Genomic DNA, 18,346 nt, shown 5'->3' with positions numbered 1-18,346 from the left:
ATATAAACTTAATTAAAAGATAAAATAAAAATCTATTTTCAAATTATTCACTAAATATAATAAGAACTCTCATCATGAGAAAATAAAATTAATCTAATCAACGATAAGTAACTTCGCACCATTTAAGCTAAAAGACTGATGTGGCTCTGAATTGTCTCCGACTTGATAACTCATGCCTGACGTTAAAGTAAATGTTCGCCCATCTTTCAATCTACTTTCTAGCTCACCTTCTAGGCAAAATAAAATGTGCCCTTTTTCACACCAATGGTCTGCCAAATAGTTTGCAGAGTACTCGACAAGTCTTACTCTTATTTTATTTCCTTCTTCACCAAAAAATTGGGTTTTCCAATAAGCTTTTCCTGTTTCACCGCTATATTCAGTGACTTCAATTTTTTCCCAGTTTGTAATTTGAAATGGAAAAGGCGCGATATTCATAGTTTTTCCAGAGACGTATTATTGTATTTTCAACTTATAGACAAAATTGGTTTTTGCAAACGATTTAAAAATCTATTTCTTAAGGTCCACTACCTAACTCAAAAAGAAGTCCGTTAGATTTCCCTAATCAACCTTAATCCAAATCGAACACTTCTAATGACTCTACATAAGGCAAAATAAGATATTCATGATGAGATAAATGTTGTTCTAGCTGGTGATGCGTTGTTTGATTGAATTGATAAAAGCTGCTCAACTCATTAAGTAATTGAGGCGTTTTATTTGCATCAAATTTTGGTGTTTTCATAAAGAATAATAAGCTTGCCCCTAAACCCACATACTCTAAGCCATAGTTTTGATCTAAATGCTCAATCAAGCTAAAAGATTCAAAAGGGTTCAAATCACAACTAAAATATCCATTGAGGCATGCTGCAAATTTTTGAGTTTCAGTTTGACTATTGACTAACTTTACTTGAATAACATCATCTAAAATTTTGTCGGGTTCAGCATTGATCTGTAGCAGAGTTACTTGATCTTCATCGCTATAGTTAAGTTTTTTAGGCAAGTTATTAAAGCCTATATAATTTTCTGGCTTTAATAATTGTTCTATATGATATTGAAGCTCTAAAGGTCGAGTATTTTCCCAACTTGCTGCACTGTCATCTTCAACGAATTCTGTAGTATCAAAATAAAGCCCATCTCCCATTGAAGCATGCATGGATGTGTATTCACATTGCCCAATATCTTCTAAAAGTAATAATACTTTTTTAGGTAAATGCTTATGCTTAATTTCTGAATATAAGTTAACGACATCGTTCCATGAGTTTATTTCACTGATTGTTGCGTAGCATATTAATTCATGAGCATCATCAGTTATAAGGGAATTTTCTTTTTCTTTAATATCAAGAATAGTCATAAATTTTTAAATTTAATCTATATTTAGCGGACATTTATATCATAAATAAATTGTATATTTAACTTAAAAACTTAATGTAATTTTTTAAAAATCTTCTATATAAGAAGCCCAAACTCTCAAGTTTAGGCCTCCTCTTAAAACTTACTCAGACAACGCTAATAACTTCTGAACATACTGAACCGCATTATCCGCTATGTCTTGTTGAGTCGGAACATCGTCATCTTCTGATGGATTTGTGTCTATACCATAAAATGCATGAAGCGGCTGATAGTCTGCCCCAACATATAAAGCCGTTAGCTTAAATGGAGTAAAAATTTGCTCTAAAGAAAGGTTATATCCACCATACTCTGAATAAACTTTTTCTTGCACACCCGCAGATAAAGCCAACATAAACTTTTTATTTTTAAGCTTATCGCCTGTTGAACCATACCCCCAACCATAAGTCACAACTTCATCAATCCATTGTTTCAAAAGCGGTGGACAGTTAAACCAATACACTGGAAATTGAAATACTAAATTTTCATGTTCTTCAACCAGTGCTTGTTCTTTAGCAACATCAATCACACCGTCTGGGTAGGCTTGATAAATTTGGTGAACCGTAAATTGGTCTGGGTGTTTTTCTAGTTCTTCTACCCATCTTTTATTTACAACAGATTGGTCTATGTGAGGATGGGTAACAATGACTAATGTCTTTTTCATTATGAAAACACTCTTATCGGAAAGTTGATAAATCGATTATAGAAGTGTGCTTTCCTAAATATAAGTACGGTAATTTATGTTATATACTATACTAAAAGATAGTGTAGATTTTAAAATGACTGAGTGCATTCCTTCATATACACCATTAGAAGATACGGGTTTTGGCTATACCCTTTCTTTGATTAATGGCAAATATAAAATGATTATTATGTATTGGCTGTATGAAAAAAATGTCATGCGTTTTAATGAAATGCAACGCTGCATCGGCAATATTTCGTTTAGAACACTCAGCAATACACTTAAAGAATTAGAAAGAGATGGACTGATTACTCGCAAGGAATATCCTCAAATTCCGCCAAAGGTTGAGTATCGACTTTCAGAAAAAGGGCAATCTTTAATTCCTTTGTTAGATATGATGTGCCAATGGGGCGAGCAAAATAAGCCGTCTTAGTTTTATAGACTTGAAGTGATACTAAATATGAGAAATGAATTAAGAGAAATTTTTATTAAGGGATGCGACGATAAAATTGAAAAGAAGGGAGACAATGTTGGTCTGTCTTTTTACGCTTTTTTTAAAAATAAGAATGATAACCCTGAATTACTGATGGAAGCAGCGCATTGGTGGATTATGGAGCATAAGCTAGATCACTTCGAGAAAGCAGTTAAGATTAAACAATTAGTTTTGAGTAAAAAATAAGTAAATAAGGTAAGCTTAAGAAGATTTTTGAGATAACCAAATATTTTAATAAGCTAATACCTTTACTATTAAATTAACCACGATCAAACAAGTCAGTAATCGGATCAATATCAGGTTTATTAATTGGATTTTTTCCTATTGGATCTCTATTACTATCTTCATTATTATAAATTATATTTTGATTATTACTTTCAATAGCACCATCAACATCTATATACAAAAGAATTTCACTTATTTCATCATCATCAAACTCTACAAAGAAATCATCTTTTAGTACTGAGGACAAATAGTCTACAATTATATCTTCAGAATAGTCATCTATACTATAAATCCCATCAAAAATATTAGCATCATTTGCCATGGTAGATATTTCATGACACAAATATTCGAAGATATCCTTTTTCAATTTCTTATAAAAGTTATTCTCTTTTTTCAACTTAAGTTTTTTTACAATAAAACTTAAGTTAGATAAGGAATAATAATCATTTGAATCAATATAAATTAAGTCATTTTCAATCAAATGCATGAATTCAAATAAATCAACTATTCCATTTTCAACTAGCCATAAAATAAATTTACATGATTGCACATTAGCGCTATCAGCAGTAAAGAAAAATTCTTTAACAGGCCTAAAAAAATTAATTATTTCATTTTTATTTATTAAACTATTTAAAGCGATATAGGAAAAAATTTCCCAAAATTTTAAATCATACTTCTCCTGTTTAATCTTAATATTTAAAAAATCTCTTAAAACAGAATTAATATTAGAACTATCTTTACTCCTAGAAATTTCAATTAAAGTTTCAACAGCTGTAATATTATCTGAAACTCTCAACAAAGATAAAAGATAAGAATGATTTGAAAAATAATTTAAAATAATAAAATCTGCTATAGAAGGGTTAAAAAGATTATAATATACACCACTATAACCTATATTTCTATTAACCAAAGAGCCTGTTAATGCTTTCATTACAAATTCAAATCTTTTTATAGGACCATAATTTTTAGACGTAGATAATCTACCATATACTTCCTGTAATTTATTTTCATAAAGACTATTTCTATTTAAAACTATCAATGCAACAAGATCTTTAGATAGCTCATCAATTTGCCTATCAAAAACATTTCCCCATATTTGTGCTGGATCTTCTAATATAGATTCAATGTAAGACCAATAATTTTCTGCATTTATATCCTTCAGCCTTTGAAAATCTGTTATAAACGAAATTAATCGTGGATTATAATTTTTATGATTTATTATTTTCTTATAACGCTCATCTATATAAAGCTGATCTATAAAATCCTCGGTTAATTCAGAAAAAAAGATATGGTTATACAATATTTTCGCTTTATCTAAATCTTTTAAATTACCAACAATTAACTCAAATTCATTTTTATCAATATTCTGCACATCAAATGCAGTACTTATTCTTTTACCTTGATTAAGAATATTTGTTCTTGTTGTCAAAACAAATCTTTTTGTTTTATCTTTTTCAATTCTTTTAATTAATGAGGCAGTTTTAGAATCTTCCCTATTATTAATAACCTCTAAATAATTACTACCTAAAAAATCATCAAAATAAAAAATTTGACACACATCTTCCTTATAAACTTTATCCACATCTAATATAGTATCCTCAATGTAATAAAATTCAAATTTATTAGCCATATAGAATCTACATATTTGATCTGCCAAAGTAGTTTTACCAATCCCTGGTAAACCAGAAATAATTATTGTTCCCAATTTATCAAGTATTTTTATGGCCTCATTGTGATTATTGGTTATTACATATTTTGTAGATTTTTCGTTTATTTCATTTATTTTATACTTACTACTTCCAATAATATCAGCATTGATAATAGACTCTAACACTGTTACGCTTGAAAACCATAACTTATAATGTAAACGCTCAATTTTTGGATACTTTTTTAAAATGTCATTTAAATCTTCTCTTCCAAAAATTTGACTATCTTTATTTATATAATCTCCAAAAATAGATTTGATTTTTATTTTATTTTCTCTTGAAAGCGGCAAAGATGTAACTAAAAAGTAGTTCTGAGGATTCAATTTTTTTACTTTTGTTATTTCTGTTGTCATTAATGATTTAATAAGAGCATTTACACCTGTTTTTATCCAATGTTTACATTGAATTATTTGCTCACCACCATCAATATTAAAAAAACGGCCGTCGACTCCTCCATCTTTTCCCGCCTTGAAACGTTCAATTCTCTTATTAAATTCTGCTGAGAGTAAATCTACAACTAGTTCTTCAAAATCTTTATCATTAAGCGTATGAAAATCGTAGTCTGCCATTTTTAGAATTCATTTACATTTTTTTTATAATAAAATTAATACAAGCTAAAGTATAGATTATTTATAAAAATCAACTTTTATAGTCAAAAGCCCAACTCCCGTCGGGCCTTCCCCCCATCAAACCCTTTTTAAAAAATACTCAAGCAAGGCATCTCTTTCCCTTTCTTCATCTGAACTTAACAGCCCCAGAATTGTGCCATCAATCATAAATACAAAAATTTCCGCTTCTGCATAGGAAACTGTTTTTTTGTTTTCCATGAGCAAACAGAAAATTTCATTTTTAAGCCACCGCCTATATCTGAGTGCGGTTTGATACGCATTTGGATAAAGCTTTTTAATTTCAAAAATCGCCTTAAACAACAGGTAATACGCACTTTTTAAGTCAGCATGTAAAAGATAAATTTGCCTGAGTTGATCAGACAAATCTGCATTTTGATAAAACTCACTCACCACACTCACTTTCTCTTGTAACTGTTCTTTTTGCGTGACCAAACACCTTTCAATAAATCTTTCTTTAGAGTGAAAGTAGTTGTAAAACGTGCCTTTATTTATTTGAGATTCGGCAATAATTTGGTCTACTCCGACCTTATTAAAGCCATATTGTTTAAATAAATCTGTTGCTGTATCAATCACATGTAATGCTTTACGTGAAGCGTCTAAATTTTTCATGTATACCGCTTAAAATAATTTTTTGTTGTAAATAAAAGAGATAGAAATGCCGTCACTCTTAAATTGAGCGCTAAATACAGGCATGCAGAAGCCGCACAAAAATGGTGTGCTCGCCTATCTCGGGTTTTATTGTTGCTATGATTTTTTAGTCGTAATGACCTATGGCTTAAAACCTAGAGTCGGTTAAACCGTTTTAAAGACCAGTTGGGTATAGAGTCAAAGATTTTGGCAATGGTTGCCAATGAGAGAGATGAAATAGTACGCATAATGGCGAACTCCTTGTGTATTAAAGAAGAACTACCACGATTACTGCTAAATAATGGTGGCAGAACGAAAGGGGTTAGCAGACTGGTACACAAGGACCCAGCACGCGCAAGCGCGTCCCCCTCCGTCCTACCATAGAAAAAAGGGGGACGTAAGGATCCAGTACTGAAAAGCAAGCTTTTAGTACTCTTGTGTAAAAGGGTCTGCTAAAACCCACTGGCAATGTGGCCAGCAGGCAAAGGATAATCCGCGTGTTTTGGAGTGTCAATGTGATATTGGCTATTCATTTATAAAGATTATTTTTATTTTTCATTGGCATAGTGATTTAACAATATATTTTCTTAAAGTTTAGTTTGTCTAGTCATTTCATTGTTAATTTATCATTCATTTTCAAACCGCTTAAATGAACCGATTGATCACGCTATAAATAAAAGCTACAGTAAATAAAGTTTGAATTTTATAACTTTAAATAAATTGATAACGCATACAGGCAAAAACATGGAAACCATACATGATTTTTATCGCCGCTTTTCTTTAACCAGAGATAGCGATTACTCGGTTCCATCGACTTCGTTTGGACATTTTAACGTGTTCCAACGCGATGCCTGCTCGTTCCTCACGCCTTATAGCCGCCGCGATTATTATAAAATTTCACTGGTTTTAGGCACAGGCGAACTTCACTACGCCAACCGCTGGATACGAGTCGACCGCCCTGCTTTACTGTTTTCAAACCCGATGGTGCCATATGCATGGGAAATTAATTCGCCTGAACAAGCAGGCTGGTTTTGTCTGTTTACCGAAGAGTTTGTAAACCAAGAATCAAGACAAAGTTTTTTAAAAGACTCACCGCTGTTTAAAGTCGACGGCGACCCGCTGTATTTTTTAAATGACCAACAAGTTGAAGAAATTTCATTTATTTTCAAAAAGATGATGACTGAAATAAATTCAGACTATATTCATAAATACAATGTTTTAAGAAATTATTTGCACCTAATTGTGCATGAAGCCATGAAAATGCAACCGACCCAACAGTTTGAAAAACATAGCAATGCTGCTGTTCGGATTTGCCATTTGTTCTTTGAATTATTAGAGCGCCAGTTCCCCATCGACTCGCCCCATTTTCAGCTTAAACTCAAAACTGCAAATGACTATGCCTATGGCCTGTCTGTGCATGTGAACCATTTAAACCGCGCTGTAAAAGAAGCCACAGGTAAAACCACCTCTGAACATATTAGCTCGCGCATTACGCAAGAAGCCAAAGCGCTGCTACAACACACCAGTTGGAATATTTCTGAAATTGCCTATAGCTTAGGTTTTGAATATTCAGCGTATTTCACCAACTTCTTTAAGAAAAATACGGGATTTTCACCTAAAAAGTTCCGTGAAGACTGTGTGGCCTAAAAACAGATTGTTTGAATTTTATAATTATTGGTTTGAATGTTATACGTCAGTTTGAGCCAAAGCATTTTATAGTTTTTCTACTCAAGTGATTTTGCAAAAAAGAGTGTGAAAAATGAAATATAGAACTTTAGGACAAACAGGCGAAAAAGTATCAGCACTTGGTTTAGGTTGCATGGGAATGAGCTTTGCCTATGGTGCATCAGACGACACACAAAGCATTGCCACTCTAGAAAAGGCATTAGACCTCGGCATTAACTTTTGGGACACTGCCGACATGTACGGCAACGGCGCAAACGAAGTATTGCTCTCAAAAGTTTTAGAAAAAAACCGCGACAAAGTGTTCTTGGCGACCAAATTTGGCTTCCGTTATAAAGAAGACAACCTTAACCCACAAAACTCTTTAGAGTCTTATATCGACGGTTCTCCAGAGTGGATTAAAGTTGCGGTCGAAAACAGTTTAAGACGCTTAAATACAGACGTAATTGATTTGTATTATGCACACCGCATTGACCCAAATATTCCAGTTGAAGACACCATTGGCGCAATGGCTGACTTGGTGCAACAAGGTAAAGTTCGTTACCTAGGACTTAGTGAAGCGTCGGCGGAAACCATTCGTAAAGCGCATGCAATTCACCCAATTGCAGCGGTTCAACACGAATATTCATTGCTTACTCGTGAGCTGGAAGACACGCACTTTCAAACCATTCGTGAGTTAGGCATTAGCCTTGTGCCGTATTCACCGCTATCGCGTGGTTTAATCACCAATACGCTTGATGTGAGCAACTTAGACGAAAGTGATTTCCGTCGTCAGTTACCACGTTATCAAGGCGATAACTGGAAAAATAACCAAAGCTTGGCACAAGCATTTAGCGACTTTGCTCAAAGCAAAAATGCGACAGCGGCTCAACTGGCTTTGGCTTGGATTTTGGCGCAAGGTGACGACATTATTCCAATTCCAGGTACGCGTAAAATTGAGCGACTTGTAGAAAATGCAGGTGCTATAAACCTTTATTTAACACCAGCAGATTTGGCAGAAATTGAAGCGATTATTGCGAGATACCCAAACATGGGCGCACGCTATAACGCTCAGCAACTTGCTGCAGTGAACCACTAAAATCTAAGCCATAAAAAAAGTCCGACTCAGTGTCGGACTCTTTTTATTTAGTCTTTGCTATATGTGCCTTGTTGGCGTCCACCGTCCCAGATCGCGTCTAAAGATTTATCTGAAATCGTTAGGCTTTCAGGGAAAATACTTAAACCCTTTTTAAATTTAGCTTCTGGTTTTAAACCAATACAGTCACCGTTTTTCCACCATGTGCCTTCGGCATATTGGTCCAACGCACCCACTGCAAGCATCCATTTAAACTTGCCATCTGGCTGAAGTAAAAGTTCCGAACCCACTTCCATCACGCCATTTAAATAATAGTGCCCACTCCACGCCTCATCGGCTTTTTGGAATTTCACTTCTTTGCATGTGCTAGTTGGCTCTGCATAAATGTGAGCAGAAAAAATAACCGTCGAAAGAAGTATTAGAGGTGCAAATATATTTTTCATTATTTAGTTCCTATCGTTTTTTTATTTTCCAGACTCAACTTTTAAATACGTTCCATCCGCATATACATTATGCCCAAAGCCACAGCCCGAGTTACCCTCGTTTTGTTTGGCTTGAATATAATTTCCTAATTTCGCGTTGGTTTTAAAGTCGAGTTGAATGCGACAGTCTTGATCTTTATAGACGATTTGCTTTTTATTGCTCGGCATTGTGGTCCCAAACTCACCCATGTTCGGGCCGTAAATTAAGCTTCTAAGTCCCATATATAAACCGGCATAGCTGATTGCATATTGGCCCTGTTTTCGACTTACCGTAATGTGATCCCACTCGCCAAAACCTGAGTAACGGACATACTCACCTGACAGGTCATTTGACGCTTTAGGTGCGGGTAACTGTTGAAGATTAAACAGGCTCGACTTTGATTTTTCATCGAGCATAAACCATGCTCTCGCCCACAGTGGCCGACCCAGTTTGGCATAGGCTAAGCCCACGTTATTGTTGGCAACTTCAATATCTCGGTCAGTAAATTTAACTGTGGTTTCATCTTCATTGGCTTTACAAAATGCAGTCCAAGAGGCTTGACTTTGGAAGTTTTCGAGCGCTTTTTTATATTGTTTTTGGTCGTAGTTTTTCTTACCTAAGCTCGCGTATTGCTTCACTTTATTACAGCCTTGTTGTAATTCTTGTTCAAAAGAAAACTCTGCATGCGTGACCGCCAAAGTCGAAAGTGTAAGAACCGCGCAACCTGAAATAATAGATTTAATCATTTTTAAAATTCTTTAATAATTAACTAATTATATAATATGAGTAAGTTTTATAAATCACAATTCTTTGAAACAAAAGTCTATTAGAATGCTTTTAGTCTTAAATAAAAATTTATTAAATCAATTCAAAATAAATCATTGAAAATACCAAGCATTAATTGGTTATTTTTGTTGAATATTCATCCAAAAAATATTGTAGACTTCATGCGTAAAACTTAGGAAGAATTATAAGAGTGAATAATCTTGTTATTGGAACCCTATTTGCACTTTGTGCAGCAGCTTTAAATGCATCTATTGGTGTCATTAGTAAATTACTCATGCATAGCGGTTTAAACCCACAAGATATTGCCTTTTTAAAAACCATTATCGCGTTTTTCTTTTTAAGTGTTTTTTTATTTAAAGTGCCTGTGAGCCAAAAGATTGCCTACATCAGTAGCACTCCAAGCAAGCTCAGTGTTTTTACTCAAATTGCCATCTGTGCCTTTTTAGGGATTTTCTCTTTATTCTTTTTTGAAACCATTGCCTATAACCATGGTGCTGCCGCCAATGTGGTCGTGGTACTTATGGCTTCGGCTGCTATTTCTGCCCTATTTTTTGGTCGGTTTATTTTAAAAGAAAGCATCTATATTCACTCTCTTATAGGAACATTATTAGCAGTTGCTGGTATTAGTATCATTTCGTGGAAAGGTGAAAATAGCCTTTTAATGCTGATTAATGCTTCTATTGCCGGTACGGGTTATGGCCTATTTTCAGTTTTAGTTAAAAAGTTCAAATTAAACGGCGGGCTGTTTCTAACTAAGTATTTATTGCTCTTTGGCAGCGTTTATCTTGCCGTTCCGTTTTTAATAAACTTGCATAGTATTCATTTTAATACTGACATTCTTTTAGGTTTGATTGGTTTAGCTGTTCTGCCAACCATACTCGGCTTTTTCTGTACCACCAAGGCGTTGTCTTATATGAGTGCAGCAAAGGTACAAGTCACCGAGCTTTCCGAACCTATTTTTGCAGCGCTTATGGCTTGGGTTTTCATTCATGAGCAGCCGACTTTGTCGTTTTTATATGGTGCAATCTTTATTATTTCAGGCATCTTTTTAATGAACAGAGCGCCGAAATCAAACTAGCCAATTTCATCTATTTCATCGGCGTGGTGACAAGCCACTTGCACCACACTGGCAAAGTTAATCGCCATTTGTGAAGGGGCATGTTTTTTATAGGCAAGCCCTAAACCCACCGTAGGTACAGGTGCTTTTAAAGAGCGATAAGCCACCCCCTGTATTTGCAATTGTTTAGTCGACTCAGGTACCAAAGACACCCCTAAGTTTGCTGACACCAACGATAAAATCGACACAATTTGCGGGGCGTTTTGTCCGATTTTCGGTTCAAAGCCACGCTCATGACAGGCTTGTTTAATCGCATCAAAAAGCCCTGCACTAATGGATGGTGGCGAGACAATAAAATCAAGCTCTCGCAGTGTGGTTAAATCAATTTCTTGCGTTGAATCATCTAAACTCAAAGACTCGGAAGGCAAAGCCGCAATGAGTGGTTCTGCTAATAATTCTTGAAGAATGAGACTATCTGGAATGTTGCGTGGTGAGCGAATAATTGCCACATCTAAACGGTCTTCAAGCAATAGGTCGATGAGCAACAAGGTATTGGCTTCTTCAAGCTTTAAATCTACTTTCGGATATTGCTGCTGAAAATAGCGAACGCATTTAGGAATGAGAGGGTTCAGCATTGAAGTACCTGTAAATCCTAATCGTAGTTGACCTACTTCGCCATTTGCCACTTGTTTAACAAGGTTGGCTGCATCTTCTACACGCTGCTGTACTGGCTGAATCGCATTTAAAAAGGCAAGCCCCGCTTCGGTCAGCTCCACCCCATGTGGTGAACGAATAAATAAATCTGCGCCTAATTCTTCTTCTAAGTCACGTATTTGCATACTTAAAGGCGGCTGGCTCATGTTTAAACGCTGCGCAGCTCTGGTAAAGTTTTTTTCTTCTGCTACTGCTAAAAAGTAGCGTATATGTCTGAGTTCCATTGCTATATATAAAACATATTATGACCTATTGTTAAATATATTAGAAAAATACCCTCTAAATTGCTAATTTTAATTCATCGAATTTTCTCGATGCAGCATGCCCTCAAGCACTGCTCTTTCTTTCTGTCATGGTCATGATATGAGCTCTTCATCTACACCCAGCACTTTAAACACAGAAGCGACTTCTCTGCTTTCACGTGAGTGGATTCATAAAGGTACTAAAGCCTATAAGCATGCAGGTTTCGCTTTGTTCCTTGTAGGTTTTGCCAGTTTCTCACTGATTTATTGTGTACAGCCGTTGTTGCCTGCATTTAGCCAAAGTTTCCAGATTAGTCCTGCGAGTAGCTCTTTAGCACTGTCATTAACGACTGCCTTTTTAGCCATTTCGATTGTGCTATCAAGCGCGTTTTCACAAGCGATTGGTCGTCGTGGTGTAATCTTTACATCGATGCTATGTGCAGCAATTTTAAATATTGTCTCAATGTTTACTCCGAACTGGCACAGTTTGCTGATGGCACGAGCGTTAGAAGGTTTGCTGCTCGGTGGTGTACCCGCAGTGACAATGGCTTGGATTGCCGAAGAAATTGCACCTGAACACTTGGGTAAAACCATGGGGTTGTATATTGCAGGGACAGCCTTTGGCGGCATGATGGGCCGTGTCGGCATGGGCATTTTGATTGAATATTTTTCATGGCGCACCGCTTTAGGTTTGCTGGGCGCAATCTGTTTTATTTGCTCAATTGCCTTTTTAAGCTTACTCCCTGCTTCACGTAATTTTGTACAGAAAAAAGGGCTGAATTTAGGCTTTCACATGCAAATGTGGCGTGCTCATTTAAGCAATACTAAATTATTACGCCTGTTTGCCATTGGTTTCTTGCTCACCAGTGTGTTTGTGACCTTATTTAACTACGCGACTTTCCGTTTAAGCGGCGCGCCTTATTCACTGAGCCAAACACAAATTAGCCTTATTTTCTTGTCGTATAGCTTTGGTATGGTGTCTTCATCGTTGGCAGGTAGCTTAGCCGATCGCTTTGGTAAAAAAACCATGATGATGAGTGGCTTCGCGCTCATGATTGTGGGTAGCCTCATGACTCTACTCAGCTCACTTTTTGGCATTATTATTGGAATTGCCTTTATTACCACGGGTTTCTTTATTACCCACTCACTCACCAGTAGTTCTGTGGGTGCTGAAAGTAAACAAGCCAAAGCCCATGCGAGTTCTCTGTATTTACTTTTTTACTATATGGGTTCAAGTATTGTCGGTTCGGCAGGTGGTTGGTTCTGGTTACACGGTGGCTGGAGTGCGATTGTCGCTTTAACGGTTGTATTGTCAGTATTGGGAATATTTTTAGTGGTTTATACCGCACACGCAAAAGCACATTAATGAGTAATTTAAAGGAAAAACACATGTCGAGTTTATTTGTTTATGGCACTTTAGGTCCCGGCCGTCCTAATGCCCATATACTTGAAAATATTGGCGGACAATGGTCGGAAGGCTGGGTAAACGGAACCCTACATCATGAAGGTTGGGGAGCAGATTTAGGCTATCCGGGAATTGTACTCGATGATAGTGCTAACCAAGTGCAAGGCTTTGTTTTTAGCTCAGAACATTTAGATGCTAACTGGAAATTACTGGATGACTTTGAAGGCGAAGAGTACGAAAGAGTGCCTGTCCGCGTCACTTTAAATAGTGGTGAACATGTTGATTCTTTTATTTATATGTTGAAGCCTTAGGCCATTTTTAAAGCTCAAACGCATAAGCGCTTAAAAATTGATAGAAAAAATTCAAATGCTCATTTTTTGGCTTGTATTTTTTTTAAGAAACTGTAAAATTCACTCCACATTGCCGGCATAGCTCAGTTGGTAGAGCAACTGACTTGTAATCAGTAGGTCCACAGTTCGAATCCGTGTGCCGGCACCATCATTAAACCTCATGAATATTTGATTTATGGGGTTTTTTGTTGTCTGTAGGTTTTATATTCTGGCTTGTGAATCTATTATCCTCAGTGTGAAATAAATTCTTTAATAAGAAATGAAAAAAAGCCCAACATCCTGTTGGGCTTTTTTCGTATTTCGTTACTAGGTATACATCCTGTAATACCTCACGTCCTGATGCTTAAACTTATTATTGTTGTTTTACGTTTCGGAACTTCCTGTTCCTGATGAGTTCATCATAGGTAATTAATAGAGTTCTAAAAAGACGCCAATTTCCCGAATGTATGTACGAAAAAGCGTACATAGTGCTTTTAAATTTAAAGCTTAATTTGCCTATATTTGAAAATAAAAAAAGAAAATATGAATTTATGAAGAAGTTCAGTTCATCAATTAAATAAGAAAACACTATAATGAATCTATTAATTTACTTCTAAAATATATTTAAAAATAACAAGGAACGAGATGTCTACTCTACCATCAAATCTTTTTCAACCTTTAGTGATCATACTGGCATGCCTTATTATCATTGCAAGTAAAATGCCTCAGCTAAAATTTAGAAAAACTATATTATTTTTAGCCCTTGGCAGTCTTACTTTAATCTGTGCTTTAGCAATATTTAGCTTCTTTAATTAAGCCTTATTTCTTGCTCTTCTCTATCATTTTTTCAAAGTGTTTAAGGTTTGGGTTCAACGTATCCCAAGCGTAGGCTTGGCTCACAAACACCTCTGCTCTAGGCTCATAAAGACTTGGGTCATCAAGCGTACCTGCACGTATTGAAATCATTTCAGGGGCAATTTCAGGTAAGCCAAAAAGCTGAGAACCACATGTCGGGCAAAATGCTCTTTTAATGGAACGGCCAGAAGAACCTACGGTCTCAAAATATTTAAGCTCGCCACTTACTTTCAATTCAGATTGGTGAAAAAAAGCGATTGGTGCATATGCTGAACCTGTGACTTTTTGGCAATCTCGACAATGGCAATTAAAGCTATAACGTGGCGCTGCTTCACTTTGGTAGCTCACAGCTCCACATAAACACGATCCTTGATATTTGGCTGACATGGCTCATCCTATTTTTTTATTGCTGTGATTTGAATATAACGGACATACCCACTTTGGTAGAGTTGCTGGCATAACTTTGCAGTCATTTGAATTTTAAAATTCGCCAACCCTCGGCTATGAGATTGTCCTTGTTGTTTTTGAATATACTCTGAAAAACCTAATAATACTTGTTCAGATAAATCTTCAATTTGAATATCTGTAAAACCGTGCTGTTCCAAGCTCGTTCTTATAATTTGTTCAGTTGGTACAGCATTCCAAGTCACGTCGGCTGCTTTAAGTAAATAACGATACTTTTGTTCTTGCAGCATTGTCATGTTTTGACATGATTCAGCTCGCATTAAGTAGTGAAAACCTAAGCGTGCATTTGAATTTAAAACGGGAGTGACCGAATCTAGAAATGAATTTAAAGAACTGTGGTAAGCCGCATCAATGCACATCACTACATCGAAAGCTTGTTTGAATTTAAATTGTTTTAAATTTAAAAATGAACCGCAAAAAATCTGACTGATTTCAGGAATAAGGTTTTGAATTTTATTCACACATTGAGCTTGTAGCTCAACGGCACTCATACTTTTGGGCTGATAGTGCTTTAACCAGTGCAACAAACTTGCACCCTGTCCGCAGCCTAAATCGAGTAAATAATCTTTTGAATTTAAATTGACAGCTTGTGCCAAATGGTCGGCCAATTGGCGACAAGCTTCAGGATAGTTTTGGGTATTTTTCCAAAAACCCAAATTTGTCCAAGCAAGCTCTCCATCATCCCCTAAACTTGATGCATCAATGGCATATTTATGGGGAATGAGTCGAGAAAGAGCTGCTCGAACTTTTGTTTTCACAATTTTAGTAGCCGAGTTCTGGAGCAACTTCAACCTGAGGTTTTAAACCTACAAATGGTAAAGGTGCACCTAAAATTTCAGCAATATGCATTGCAGAAGTCACGGCTGACTCTAAAATTGGCAAGCCATCACATGACCATGAACCACAGTAAAATACTTTACGATTTGGTTCTAAATGACGTTGCTGTAACTCTTTGTTTAGAGCAATGGTTTGCGAGTCTACAACTGCACGCGTTAAAGTCACTTTTGAAATGATTTTTTTAGGGTCAATATCAGTCACTGGACGCCAAGTTTGGAATACAGGATTTTTACCTACAAGTGATGGTTCAACCGCATTCATCCAAACTGTAAACTGCTGACGAGTAAACTTACGATCCATCATATAGCTCAGCACTGACCAGTCTTTACGGCGTGGCGGCATGACTGTCGCATCGGTATGAATAACCAAGTCACCTTGCTCAAAACGGAACTGTTTAAGCAGGTTCATATCATCTGCAAACTGCTCACGGTTTAAGAACTCTTCAATCTTAGATGTTGGTGTCGCCACAATAACGCGGTCATATGTGCCCTTATCGCCTTGCGCATTTTCAACCAGTACTTTTTCGCCTTGTTGCTCAACTTTCTTAATTGCCGAACCACTATGGATATCAATGCCTTTAATTAAGCTGTCTACAAATGCAGGTGTACCGCCTTTCATACGCAATAGCATGTCGCCATCAGTTAAATGACGCAAAAACTCAAGAAGGTTTTTTGCAGGCCAGTCACCAATTGTTTTTGGGTTACATGTACAAATGGTATAGAGCACTGGCATCACTACACCGTGCCAGAATACTTCTTCTATGTCGTTCTGATTAATAAATTCAGCGAGAGTAATATCTTGATTTTTAGATTTGAAAAACTGGTGGATCGCAGTTTTTAATTGCAACATCCCTTTCACAAGACGCCAGCCATACTGCTGGATGCCTTTACGGTTATTGATAATCGGGAAATTACCAATACGGCTACGAGATGTGGTTAACCATGTTTCAGTACGATCTTCAAATAACCAGCTACAAGACATATAGGTACGAACTGGGAAAGTTTTAATACCTAAGTGTGCAGCAAGGCTGAGTGTATTTTTCCATAGATGCGGGTTCATAACACGCAATGGCGCATCAATAATCCCACCATCGAACTCAATGCTATGGCTATCCATTCCCCGGCCAGGAAGTGCTTCAAATATCGTGATTGTATGTCCTGCATCTTTCAGAATTCTTGCTGCTGCAAGTCCTGCCATTCCACTACCAATAATTGCGATATCCAAAATGATGTCCCATTTTTCGAGAATTTTTTTGATTATCACTCATACCTAAAAAAAACACCGTATTAAAAACTACCAGATTTTTATTTTTTACATGAATTTATACAGAAAAATTTTCTCTGATGAATGCAAATTTATTTATAAAACTTTACAAAAGAAAATAAGTCCATAAAACTTTATATTTTTTAAAAATTTAAAAAAAATTCTTTTAAATAAAATGAGATAATTTAACTAAATTTATATCAAATATTTTACAAAACACTCATTTTACGATATCATGCCACCACAACAATGAGAACTAAGTCACATAAAACAATGCCCAAACAATAATGATATCTATCATAAAAATAGAAACTTTACAGCGAAAAAGCCCGCTATTCACACTTGATAGCGGGCTTTTTATTACTTTGCTTGAATAGCTAATTAAGCTCAAATAAACAATTTATGCTTCTTGCATGAGAGAACCAAATTTTCCACGATTAAAATCATTAATCGCTTCCATAATCTCGGCTTTGGTATTCATGACAAATGGACCATAACCTTCGATTGGTTCATTGAGTGGTTGGCCAGTCAACACTAGGAATTTAGTGTCTTCTTCGGCATTTAAACTAAACTCAACACCTTCACGAGATAAAATCGCAACGGTTTTACCTTCAAGACGGTTGGTATCATTAATGACCACAGCACCATCTAAAACAACAACAAGTGTAGTATGTCCTTCAGGCACATAAAGGATGTGTTTTTGGCCTTTGACTAACTTACCATCCCATACGTTTAATGGGCTAAAGGTCGTTGCGGCACCTTTTGAATCTGCATATTCACCCGCAATCACACGTAAATGACTACCGTGCTCATCTAGCGCGATGTCTGGAATTTCTTTCGCTTCAATTGCTTGGTATTTTCCAGGCGTCATTTTTGAATGAGCAGGTAAATTTACCCACAATTGCACCATTTCAAACAGACCGCCATGCTCTGCAAATTCAGGAGAATGGAACTCTTCATGTAACACGCCTGCACCTGCAGTCATCCATTGTACGTCACCCGTTTTAATGGTTCCGCCGCCACCACTTGAGTCTTTGTGTGTAACTTCACCTTGGTAGGCAATCGTCACGGTTTCAAAGCCACGGTGAGGATGCGACCCGACACCTTGTTGTTCGGTGGTTGGTGAGAAGTTATAAGGCGCTGCATAATCCAGTAACAAAAATGGGCTTAGGGTTTGGCCTAAACGGTCATAAGAGAACAGGTTATATACAGGGAAACCATCACCAACCCAATGCATGTGGTTATTTTGATATGCACCAAGAAATTTCTTCATCTGATCTCTCCTATATATGTAGGATTTTCTTGAACTGGGATTGATTTTACGCCTCAATAATTGCAGTTTATAGATCAGGTTTAGCAACACATTATTTCATATATGAGACAATCTTAAAGTTTGAGGTACGCTTCAAAAGATCGTCCTATTTTTAA

At 36.2% G+C, this 18,346-nt stretch carries 19 protein-coding genes and 1 tRNA gene; 8 read left to right on the top strand and 12 right to left on the bottom strand.

Going from position 1 to position 18,346, the window contains the following annotated elements; translation table 11 throughout:
* Positions 1–93 precede the first annotated feature (93 nt).
* The 3 genes from ABFY81_RS11205 to ABFY81_RS11195 all read right to left on the bottom strand — a co-directional run bounded on the left by ABFY81_RS11205 (position 94) and on the right by ABFY81_RS11195 (position 2,047).
* The gene (locus tag ABFY81_RS11205; protein ID WP_100192327.1) at positions 94–435 is read right to left on the bottom strand and encodes a DHCW motif cupin fold protein; all 342 of its coding nucleotides are present in this window, start codon (positions 433–435) and stop codon (positions 94–96) included.
* Between the two features lie 133 nt (positions 436–568).
* Complete coding sequence (locus ABFY81_RS11200) at positions 569–1,348, bottom strand: hypothetical protein (protein WP_347913793.1); 780 nt, start codon at positions 1,346–1,348, stop codon at positions 569–571.
* A gap of 141 nt (positions 1,349–1,489) precedes the next feature.
* The gene (locus ABFY81_RS11195) at positions 1,490–2,047 is read right to left on the bottom strand and encodes an NAD(P)H-dependent oxidoreductase (protein WP_004705070.1); all 558 of its coding nucleotides are present in this window, start codon (positions 2,045–2,047) and stop codon (positions 1,490–1,492) included.
* Positions 2,048–2,162: 115 nt separating this feature from the next.
* On the opposite strand from ABFY81_RS11195, the gene ABFY81_RS11190 reads away from it, so the two are divergent.
* Entirely contained in the window at positions 2,163–2,498 is a 336-nt protein-coding gene (locus ABFY81_RS11190; protein WP_005300806.1) for a helix-turn-helix domain-containing protein, read from the top strand.
* 27 nt (positions 2,499–2,525) lie between these two features.
* Positions 2,526–2,744, top strand: a complete 219-nt coding sequence (locus ABFY81_RS11185) for a DUF6500 family protein (RefSeq protein WP_347913792.1) — start codon at positions 2,526–2,528, stop codon at positions 2,742–2,744.
* Between the two features lie 73 nt (positions 2,745–2,817).
* On the opposite strand, the gene ABFY81_RS11180 is transcribed toward ABFY81_RS11185, so the two are convergent.
* A complete protein-coding gene (locus tag ABFY81_RS11180; protein ID WP_347913791.1) occupies positions 2,818–5,058 on the bottom strand; it encodes a restriction endonuclease in 2,241 nt (746 codons plus the stop codon).
* 117 nt (positions 5,059–5,175) lie between these two features.
* Entirely contained in the window at positions 5,176–5,727 is a 552-nt protein-coding gene (locus ABFY81_RS11175) for a TetR/AcrR family transcriptional regulator (RefSeq protein WP_347913790.1), read from the bottom strand.
* A 762-nt stretch (positions 5,728–6,489) separates the two neighbouring features.
* Here ABFY81_RS11175 and ABFY81_RS11170 point away from each other — a divergent pair.
* On the top strand, positions 6,490–7,392 hold the full coding sequence (locus ABFY81_RS11170; protein ID WP_002052189.1) for a helix-turn-helix transcriptional regulator: 903 nt from the start codon (positions 6,490–6,492) through the stop codon (positions 7,390–7,392).
* A 112-nt stretch (positions 7,393–7,504) separates the two neighbouring features.
* The gene (locus tag ABFY81_RS11165; protein WP_347913789.1) at positions 7,505–8,506 is read left to right on the top strand and encodes an aldo/keto reductase; all 1,002 of its coding nucleotides are present in this window, start codon (positions 7,505–7,507) and stop codon (positions 8,504–8,506) included.
* 47 nt (positions 8,507–8,553) lie between these two features.
* On the opposite strand, the gene ABFY81_RS11160 is transcribed toward ABFY81_RS11165, so the two are convergent.
* Positions 8,554–8,946: a hypothetical protein gene (locus ABFY81_RS11160; RefSeq protein WP_347913788.1), complete on the bottom strand. Its 393-nt coding sequence runs from the start codon at positions 8,944–8,946 to the stop codon at positions 8,554–8,556.
* A gap of 21 nt (positions 8,947–8,967) precedes the next feature.
* Positions 8,968–9,711 carry a hypothetical protein gene (locus ABFY81_RS11155; RefSeq protein WP_347913787.1) on the bottom strand — a complete coding sequence of 248 codons (744 nt, stop codon included), beginning with the start codon at positions 9,709–9,711 and terminating at the stop codon, positions 8,968–8,970.
* A gap of 230 nt (positions 9,712–9,941) precedes the next feature.
* Here ABFY81_RS11155 and ABFY81_RS11150 point away from each other — a divergent pair, with 230 nt between their 5' ends.
* A complete protein-coding gene (locus ABFY81_RS11150; RefSeq protein WP_151682830.1) occupies positions 9,942–10,829 on the top strand; it encodes a DMT family transporter in 888 nt (295 codons plus the stop codon).
* Here ABFY81_RS11150 and ABFY81_RS11145 read toward each other — a convergent pair.
* Positions 10,826–11,746, bottom strand: coding sequence for a LysR family transcriptional regulator (locus ABFY81_RS11145; protein WP_087606007.1), 921 nt, complete (start codon positions 11,744–11,746; stop codon positions 10,826–10,828). The two genes, ABFY81_RS11150 and ABFY81_RS11145, sit on opposite strands and share 4 nt — an antisense overlap.
* 139 nt (positions 11,747–11,885) lie before the next feature.
* On the opposite strand from ABFY81_RS11145, the gene ABFY81_RS11140 reads away from it, so the two are divergent.
* The 3 genes from ABFY81_RS11140 to ABFY81_RS11130 all read left to right on the top strand — a co-directional run bounded on the left by ABFY81_RS11140 (position 11,886) and on the right by ABFY81_RS11130 (position 13,667).
* The gene (locus ABFY81_RS11140; protein WP_191105854.1) at positions 11,886–13,130 is read left to right on the top strand and encodes an MFS transporter; all 1,245 of its coding nucleotides are present in this window, start codon (positions 11,886–11,888) and stop codon (positions 13,128–13,130) included.
* Between the two features lie 23 nt (positions 13,131–13,153).
* Positions 13,154–13,480, top strand: coding sequence for a gamma-glutamylcyclotransferase family protein (locus tag ABFY81_RS11135; protein ID WP_151792178.1), 327 nt, complete (start codon positions 13,154–13,156; stop codon positions 13,478–13,480).
* 111 nt (positions 13,481–13,591) lie between these two features.
* Positions 13,592–13,667: transfer RNA gene (locus ABFY81_RS11130), tRNA-Thr, on the top strand.
* A gap of 650 nt (positions 13,668–14,317) precedes the next feature.
* Here the strand turns inward: ABFY81_RS11130 and ABFY81_RS11125 are convergent.
* The 4 genes from ABFY81_RS11125 to ABFY81_RS11110 all read right to left on the bottom strand — a co-directional run bounded on the left by ABFY81_RS11125 (position 14,318) and on the right by ABFY81_RS11110 (position 18,191).
* Complete coding sequence (locus ABFY81_RS11125; RefSeq protein WP_347913786.1) at positions 14,318–14,740, bottom strand: GFA family protein; 423 nt, start codon at positions 14,738–14,740, stop codon at positions 14,318–14,320.
* An 8-nt stretch (positions 14,741–14,748) separates the two neighbouring features.
* The gene (locus ABFY81_RS11120; protein ID WP_347913785.1) at positions 14,749–15,576 is read right to left on the bottom strand and encodes a class I SAM-dependent methyltransferase; all 828 of its coding nucleotides are present in this window, start codon (positions 15,574–15,576) and stop codon (positions 14,749–14,751) included.
* A gap of 4 nt (positions 15,577–15,580) precedes the next feature.
* Positions 15,581–16,879, bottom strand: a complete 1,299-nt coding sequence (locus ABFY81_RS11115) for an FAD-dependent oxidoreductase (RefSeq protein WP_347913784.1) — start codon at positions 16,877–16,879, stop codon at positions 15,581–15,583.
* Positions 16,880–17,318: 439 nt separating this feature from the next.
* Complete coding sequence (locus ABFY81_RS11110) at positions 17,319–18,191, bottom strand: pirin family protein (RefSeq protein WP_347913783.1); 873 nt, start codon at positions 18,189–18,191, stop codon at positions 17,319–17,321.
* Positions 18,192–18,346 lie beyond the last annotated feature (155 nt).

Source organism: Acinetobacter sp. WA-87 (assembly GCF_039938935.1).
Taxonomy (GTDB): Bacteria; Pseudomonadota; Gammaproteobacteria; order Pseudomonadales; family Moraxellaceae; genus Acinetobacter; species Acinetobacter seifertii.
This window is presented reverse-complemented; position numbering and strand designations above follow the sequence as displayed.